The organism is Cryobacterium gelidum, from assembly GCF_004403985.1.
GTDB lineage: Bacteria > Actinomycetota > Actinomycetes > Actinomycetales > Microbacteriaceae > Cryobacterium > Cryobacterium gelidum.
The window spans coordinates 40,014-47,233 of the sequence record NZ_SOHL01000007.1 but is presented as its reverse complement, the minus strand read 5'-3'; the positions used below and the strand labels follow the sequence as shown (position 1 = coordinate 47,233).

Below are 7,220 nucleotides of genomic sequence, written 5' to 3'. Positions count from 1 at the left end.
GAGAACATGTTGTAGATGGTGTCGTACTGGGTCTGGGTCAGGGAGTCAGGTATCAAGTTGTCCTCTGCTGTTCACGAGCATTCGCCGAAATGACGGGGATCAAACGAAAATTAATAGCTGATTAGGTTATGTTTCTCAACGTACTCCGGCAGACGAGAGTTTGCCAGCCAATTCGAGACGGATTCCTAGAGATCCTGGCCAGCGTCGGGTTTCTCGCTAGGCTCTTTTTGTAAATCACTTGATCTGCACCCGTGCACGAAACCGAGTGCGAAGGAGCACGGATGATTCATGCCGCGGACGCTGACCTCGTGATATTGGGCGCGGGCTTGGCCGGGCTCACTTTGGGGGCCCGGTTGGCTCGGGAGCGTTCCGGCCCGCGCGTCGTGCTGCTAGAACCTCGCACGGCCTATCGAGACGATCGCAGCTGGTGTTTTTGGCGACCGGAACAGCATGATCTGTCGCATTTGGTTTCGCGACGTTGGAAAACATGGACTTTTTCCGATGCGGCGGGCTTGACCGTTCGGCACCAGGTGCCCGGGCTGGCTTACCAGTACGTCCGGGGCAGCGATTTTTACGCGAGCGCGCAGGCCGACATTGCCGAGTCGCCGCGGGTCGATCTGCGCCTCGGGGTGCGTGCCGGCACGGTCACGGCGGTTTCGGGCGGCGTTCGGGTGGAGACCAGCGCGGGCACGCTGTTGGCGCGTCAGGTGATTGATACCCGGCCCCGGGCCTCTGCGGCGATGCTGTACCAGAGCTTCGTGGGCCTCGAACTGGAACGTGACCGTCCGCTGCCATTCGACCCTGGTGAGGTGACGCTGATGGGGTCCCTCGCGTCCGACGCCGAGGGCTTACGTTTTGTGTATGCCTTGCCACTGGGACCGAACCGCGCGATCGTGGAGTGGACGCGGTTCGGCACGGCGCCGATCAACCGGGACCGATTAATCCTCGAGCTGGATCAGGTGCTCAACGGGCTCGGCTTGGCTGACGCCCGCCGGGTGAGAAGCGAGGGCGGCGTGTTGGCCATGGGACTGGGCCGCCAGGCCGCGCCGCCGATCGCTGGCGTGGTGCATGCGGGAAACGCTGGCGGTGCGCTGCGGGCCGCTTCGGGCTACGGGTTCTTGCGCATCGCAGAATGGGCCCAGCTGTGCGCGGAGCGCCTGCTTGCGGGACGAGAGGCCGTGGGACACCCGGAAGAACCTCGACTGCGACGCACTTTCGATCGCATTTTTCTGCAGGCCGTTCGGGCGCACCCGGAACGCACCGCAGAGTATTTCCTGGCCCTCGCCCGCGGCGTTCCCCCGGCCGCACTGGTGCGTTTCCTCAGTGACGGTGCGCGGGCCGAAGACTACGCGCGCATCATCTCCAGCCTGCCGTGGAGCCCCTTCATCGCCCAGCTGGCCGCGCCCACCGTATTCAGCCCGGTGACGGCCGCGCCAGTGGCCGCGGCCGTCACCGCGACGCCAGGCACGAGCACGAGCGGGCAGTGATGACCGGCCAAGCAGCTCCGTCTCATGCGAGGTCCGCCCGCGTCAGGCCGCGGCGGCGTCGGGCGCCCGTCGAGACGGTCGTGTTCGCCAGCTTCGCCCTAGTCACCCTGGTCGTGCTCGGGTTGGGCCTGCCACTGCCCTCGCTCACGGTTCAGGTCGTGCTCCTGGGCGTGCTGGTCGGAATTCTGGGCCTGCCCCACGGCGCCCTCGATCCGCTGATCGCGCGCCGTGCCGGATTGTGGCGCACCCCACTGGGCTTCGCAGGGTTCAACATGGCCTACATTCTCGTCGTGGTCGGCGTTGTGTTGCTTTGGCTAATCGCTCCAGTGGCGAGCCTGGTCACGTTCCTGCTCGTGTCTGCTTTGCACTTCGGGTCCGATTGGAATGCCGATCGGGCGCCCTGGCTGCGGTTTCTCGCCGGGTTCGGACTGCTCAGTGTCCCGGCGCTGTCACATCCCGCGCAGGTGAGTGCCGCCTACGTGGTGCTGGCCGGAGACGGAGGCGCGATAGTGGCCAACGTACAAGAGTGGCTGGGGCCGCTCGCCCTGGCCAGCTTGCTGCTCGCAGCCTTGGTCGCCCTGCGACGTCGGGCGCACGAAAGCATCGAAATTCTGCTCGCGACCGTTCTCGCCCTCGCAACAGAGCCGCTGGTCTTCTTTCTGCTGTACTTCTGCGCGCTGCACAGTTTTCGGCACCTGAAAGCGGGGTTCCACGCCGAGCGAGACGGTGGACGGTTGTCGGCCGTGATAGTGGTGGTCTATACGGTGGTGCCCATCCTCATGGTGAGCGCGGTGCTGGTCTGGCTCGGCCCTGACGGCGCCCTGAGCGAGCAAATTCTGCAGGTGGTGTTCATCGGTTTGGCGGGGCTAACCGTGCCGCACATGATCGTGGTGACGCACGAAAATCGTCACCGCCGGGTGTCAACAGCGGGTCAAGCCTTTCACTTTCGCAACCCGTGACGACATCGAGCGGTACCTCGCGGCCATCACAGACGATACGGACCCAACGCGCAAATTCCGATCGATAGTCATATCGGACGAGCTGATAGCCGCCATTCGTCGGGGTCTAGGGGCTCTACCCGCGATAAGGTGATGCCGCGCTCCTCAGCCTCCCTGAATTAGATCAACGATCTCCTGGACGTTGTCGTCTGGCGAGAGAGCGATTTGTACCTGATCGCCCTCTAACGCTTCCATGACCACGACCGCAGCTTGTAGCTCACCCCCAATGCTTATAACCAGGCGCGCCGAATCTCCGGCTCTGGCGGCTTTCTCCGTGAGCGCGTGAAGGATCTCCGCCCCGTCTGCGTTGAACGTCACGTCGACCGCATTCTGTCCATCTCCGGCGACACTGGACTCCTCAACGCCGGCTCGTTCGAATGCGGAGGGGAGCAAAACATTCTCACCGTTGACCGATACACACTGCGAATCCGACCCCTCTGCGCACGTTTCCGATATCGCCAACTCGATCGTTCCCCCGGTACCCGACGATACCTCGTCGGCGGTAGCGGAGCAGGCACTGAGTGCCAACGCGGCAAGTATGACCACAGAGAGCCTGGGTGTTCGAGAAGTCATGAATGTCCTTCCTCGTGGCAGGAGCTGAATACTGACACAGCTCCCAGGTGCGACCCTAGGGGACAGGGCAGACAAGCACCAGCGTCTAGTGGTTGTGGGCTCAAGCTCCCACTCCGGTGTCGGCCACGTGTCTCGTGAAGTGTCTGCCCGCCGTACAGGCAGGCTGCCTCGGAAGCTCGTCAGTTCAGGCGCGTTGTGGGCGGAATGCCGTGACGCATCCGCGTTACGAATGCGTTCTTGCCTGGTTCAGGCGGTGACGAGATGCGTCAGCATTGCGTGGACACTGGCGCCGGGGCCCGCCCTTTCGAGGACGACGAGCGATGTACGCGTGGCCCACGCTGTGTCAATGACATGGTGCATTCGCGCTGAGACCGGCCTCACCTGCAACTTGTGGCAATCAGATGATACATAAGTGTATTGTCTAGGTGATACAGAGTCGAGGGGTGTCGGGATGTCTTGGTTTTACTTTGTGGTGCTGGGACCGGTGTTCGCGGGCATCCTTCTCGCCCTGGCGTGGTGGCTGATTTGGGGGCGGAAGAGGCAGCTATCCGGCGGTGGCGTGGGCGCGTTCACTGTGGCGGCGGGCTTGCTTCTTGGCGGCGGTAACGTTGTTTTGCTGCTGCTAGGTACCGGGCTGTTTCCGCTACAGCTGCCACCTGAATACTGGGTCTGGTTTCAGGACTACCGATTCACGGCCCCACTCCTGCTCGGGATCGTCGGGATGGTGCTTCTCGCTTTCCCGGTTCAAGGTCGAAGCGGGCGGGGCGTTGCGGATCTCACTCCGCGGACGCCGCTAAGTTTTGCGCGAGGCTGGTGGTTCGTCGCCCCTGCCCTGCTTCTGGCGCTCATCCTCAGCGTCACCGTCACAGCCGGTGCCGCCTCCCGGCCGGACTCCAGCACAGGCCACTACACGATGTACCTTGTGGACCTTGGGGGCGAACGTGGAATGGGCTCGAGTATCTACGGGTGGTACAACTCAATACCGTGTCTGATCCTGATCGGCGTCCTGATCATTGTCGCCAGCGTGGACCTGGTGCTCATCGCCCGACCCACACCGGCCGCCAACCGCGAGCACGACGTTCACATTCGAACTTTCCGCACAGGCAACGTTCTTGCGATCGGAACCAGTGCGCTGCTCATGCACCTCGGGTTCATACTCAGCTCACTCGCCGGGACCGTATCGATAACATCCTCGTTCCCGACCTCGGAGGGAAGCGTGACGTTCTGGACGACGTTTGCTGGGCTACAGCCGGTGTTGATCGGCGCATCCGCTGTCGCCGCGGCGCTCGGGTTGGCGCTGTGCGTCGCTGTCGTCCTGTCAGCGATTCCGTCGCGGCGGTGGGCACCGGCCAGGGTCACAACACGATGATCATCTTGTCCGGATCTGCTCCGCCCACGGAGCAGATCCGCGATCAAATCCGCGGACTGGTCGCGTCGGGTCGACTCGCAGCCGACGAGCGCCTTCCCTCGGTCCGTCAGCTCGCGAAGGACCTCGGCGTCGCCCCCGGCACCGTGGCAAAGGCGTACAAGGCGCTCGAAACCGAGGGCTACCTCACAGCCCGTACCGGTGGAGGCACCCGTGTGAGCCGAAGCGCCACGACAATACCGCGGCCAGTGTTGGAAGCCGCCCGGCAACTCGCCGCGACCAGCACCCAGGCCGGCACGGGGCTGGACGACACCATCCGTATCCTCCGTGCAATCTGGCCGGAGCAGTCAATCCAGCCCGAAACACCGGACGCGTTGAGGGCGCCCTGAGCGAGCCACCCGGGAAATATCTCATGCCTCGTTGATCGTTCCCGATGCGGAATGAAGCCAGACTTGTCAATTGTCCCTTCGGATGAGGCGGTCGCCGGTTCCGGTGCGTGCCCGATTCTGTCGGTCGTCGCTTTCTCGCGTCCGGTCACAAGTGCGACGCAGCGATTCAGAAGCACGTGGCGCAGGCCGATCATGCGGTGCTGGCCGAAGTGCTTGCCTACAGGAAGCGCGAGGTTGCGGCGACGAGGACCGGCAGAACCGCGCAGGGCAGCGCCGTTGAAAGTTGATGTGACCGGCCTGATCGCGTTCGTGTTGCTGCGGAAACCGTTTCCCCATGCGGGCATCCAAATCTCTTGGTTTGGAACCGGGAGTTGGTGACGCGGATTAGCAGCACTGGGCAAACTCGATCAGTTCAAGTCTGCCTTATCTCGTGGCCCAGGCTCGCGAGAAAGGGAGCCGCAGCGTTTTTTCCCCCGCCCGGTTTTGTACACTTCTGCCGCAATAGTCAGGTCCTCCCACGACATTCCAGAGCTCTTGAATATACGTGGTCGGGTGCGATCGACCTCAGTTTCCCGGACGATGATCTGCCGCATTGAGACGAGCGAGTCGGCGGAGGCCAGACCTTCTCCGATTGGAATTATCAAGTCTCCCGCCTCGCGCAGGGCAACCGCAGCGTCTTCAACCACGATCTGTCCGCGAGCGACGAGTGCAGAAGGCAACTCGCGAGCGTCAGGTTCGTGCGAGCCGACGGCGATCGTGCATGAATCGTCAGGAACCAGCAGGCCGTCAAACAATGGCTCCCTGGCGGTTGTCGCGCACACGATCATCTGGGCGTCGCGTACGTCGTCCGCGGTGCCGACGCAGGCGGCGAGACTAGTCGCCTCGATTCTCGCCTTCAGCTGGTCGGAACGCTCCTGGTTGCGGGCGACTATGGTGACTTTGCCGATCGAACGGATCGACCGGAGGGCTTGGATATGGCCCCAGGCCTGCGGGCCGGACCCGAAGACCACGAGGTTCTCGATCACGGCGGGCGCGAGGAGGTCCGCGGCCGCGGCGGAAACTGCTGGAGTGCGCAAAGTCGTTAGCGCTGAGCCGTCGAGGAGGGCAACCGGGCTGAGTGTCTCAGCATCCATCAGCACGTAGATCCCCTGGATGCGCTGCCGACCTATCGCTGGGTTGTTGGGGGCGACGCTGGCTATCTTGACGCCGACGAACTCAAAAGATTCAGTCGGCATGAGGAGCAGTTGACCGTTCTTCAGATCCAGGATGCCGCGGTCGAAGTCGGCCGCCGGGTCGAGACCGGCTAGTAGGTCGCGCTGGATAGCGCGAACGGCCGCGCCGTAATCGACGCGGGCGAACACCTCGTCGGAGGAGATCCAAGGGGGCGCGCTGGCACTCATCGCAACACCAATCCCGTTCCAACCGGGTCCGACTGGTCAAGGGTAAAGATGTGTTCGCCAGTCTTGTATGCCATTCCTTCTACCTCCGGGATGATCGCGCCGGGTTTTCCGGCAGGGCCGACCGGGCGTGCACGGCCGAGGAATCGGGTGCCTACGATCGAGTCGTGGGTGAGCGTCTGCCCGGTGCCGAGACGACCGGAGTCGGCGAGAAGTGCCAGCCGCACCGCGGTGCCTGATCCGCAGGGAGAGCGGTCCACCCGTCCGTCCGCGAACACCGTCACGTTCCGCTGATGGGGACCATCAGCGGTGTCTCCGAGGTCGTCGAAGATTATCGTGCCGTAAATTCCGCTCAGTCGATCGTCATCCGGATGCTGCGCCAGGTCGATGTCGTTCAGGGCCCACTTGATCTCGCGACCAATTCCGAGCAGCGCGTCATAGTGCTCTGGTACGACGGATAGGCCGAGCGCCGACGCCTCGACGCAAGCGTAAAGGGCTCCGCCGAAGCCGAGGTCGACTGACACCGACCCGCGGGAGGTCTGCAGCACGACATCGCGGGCGACCGGATACGACGGCACGTTTTCGAAGACCACGCCGGTGACCGCCCCAGCGGTCTGCCGCACGTGAGCGACGACCCGGCCGGAAGGAACGTCGATCGTGACCGGTGTCACTCCTTCCGCCGCCGCCGGGACCCGGCCTGTCGTAACTGCCCAGACGCCGAGCGCGATCGTGCCGTGACCGCAGGCGGTCGAGAACCCATCCCCGTGCCAGAAGAGAACGCCGAAATCGGCTCCGTCGTCGTCCGGTGGCACGATGAACCCGCCATACATGTCTGCGTGACCGCGTGGCTCCCGGCAGAGGAGCTGTCGGAATGCGTCGATCTCGGCGGAATTCTGCGCAAATATGCGTCGTTCGGCGACCGTTGTACCTTTTATTTCCGGCATTCCGTCCAGCACGATTCGGAAGGGCTCCCCGGCCGTGTGGTAATCAATTGCCCGAACAGTTGTCAT

Annotated in this window: 7 protein-coding genes; 4 read left to right on the top strand and 3 right to left on the bottom strand. The window is 63.4% G+C overall.

The features are described from left to right. The first annotated feature begins 281 nt into the window (after positions 1 to 281). Positions 282 to 1,487, top strand: coding sequence for a lycopene cyclase family protein (locus E3T50_RS04190; RefSeq protein WP_134550733.1), 1,206 nt, complete (start codon positions 282 to 284; stop codon positions 1,485 to 1,487). 80 nt (positions 1,488 to 1,567) lie between these two features. Continuing rightward, positions 1,568 to 2,446: a Brp/Blh family beta-carotene 15,15'-dioxygenase gene (locus tag E3T50_RS04185; protein WP_166784198.1), complete on the top strand. Its 879-nt coding sequence runs from the start codon at positions 1,568 to 1,570 to the stop codon at positions 2,444 to 2,446. A 144-nt stretch (positions 2,447 to 2,590) separates the two neighbouring features. Here the strand turns inward: E3T50_RS04185 and E3T50_RS04180 are convergent, their stop codons facing one another. Next, positions 2,591 to 3,058, bottom strand: a complete 468-nt coding sequence (locus E3T50_RS04180; RefSeq protein WP_134550731.1) for a hypothetical protein — start codon at positions 3,056 to 3,058, stop codon at positions 2,591 to 2,593. A gap of 451 nt (positions 3,059 to 3,509) precedes the next feature. Here E3T50_RS04180 and E3T50_RS04175 point away from each other — a divergent pair, with 451 nt between their 5' ends. Next, positions 3,510 to 4,427 carry a hypothetical protein gene (locus E3T50_RS04175; RefSeq protein ID WP_134550730.1) on the top strand — a complete coding sequence of 306 codons (918 nt, stop codon included), beginning with the start codon at positions 3,510 to 3,512 and terminating at the stop codon, positions 4,425 to 4,427. After that, complete coding sequence (locus E3T50_RS04170) at positions 4,424 to 4,813, top strand: GntR family transcriptional regulator (protein ID WP_134550729.1); 390 nt, start codon at positions 4,424 to 4,426, stop codon at positions 4,811 to 4,813. Before E3T50_RS04175 ends, E3T50_RS04170 begins: the two co-directional genes overlap by 4 nt. A gap of 407 nt (positions 4,814 to 5,220) precedes the next feature. Here the strand turns inward: E3T50_RS04170 and E3T50_RS04165 are convergent, their stop codons facing one another. Next, on the bottom strand, positions 5,221 to 6,213 hold the full coding sequence (locus E3T50_RS04165; protein WP_134550728.1) for an ornithine cyclodeaminase family protein: 993 nt from the start codon (positions 6,211 to 6,213) through the stop codon (positions 5,221 to 5,223). Beyond that, positions 6,210 to 7,220 (bottom strand): proline racemase family protein, encoded by a 1,011-nt coding sequence (locus E3T50_RS04160; RefSeq protein WP_134550727.1) that lies wholly within the window; start codon positions 7,218 to 7,220, stop codon positions 6,210 to 6,212. The genes E3T50_RS04165 and E3T50_RS04160 overlap by 4 nt, the downstream gene beginning before the upstream one ends.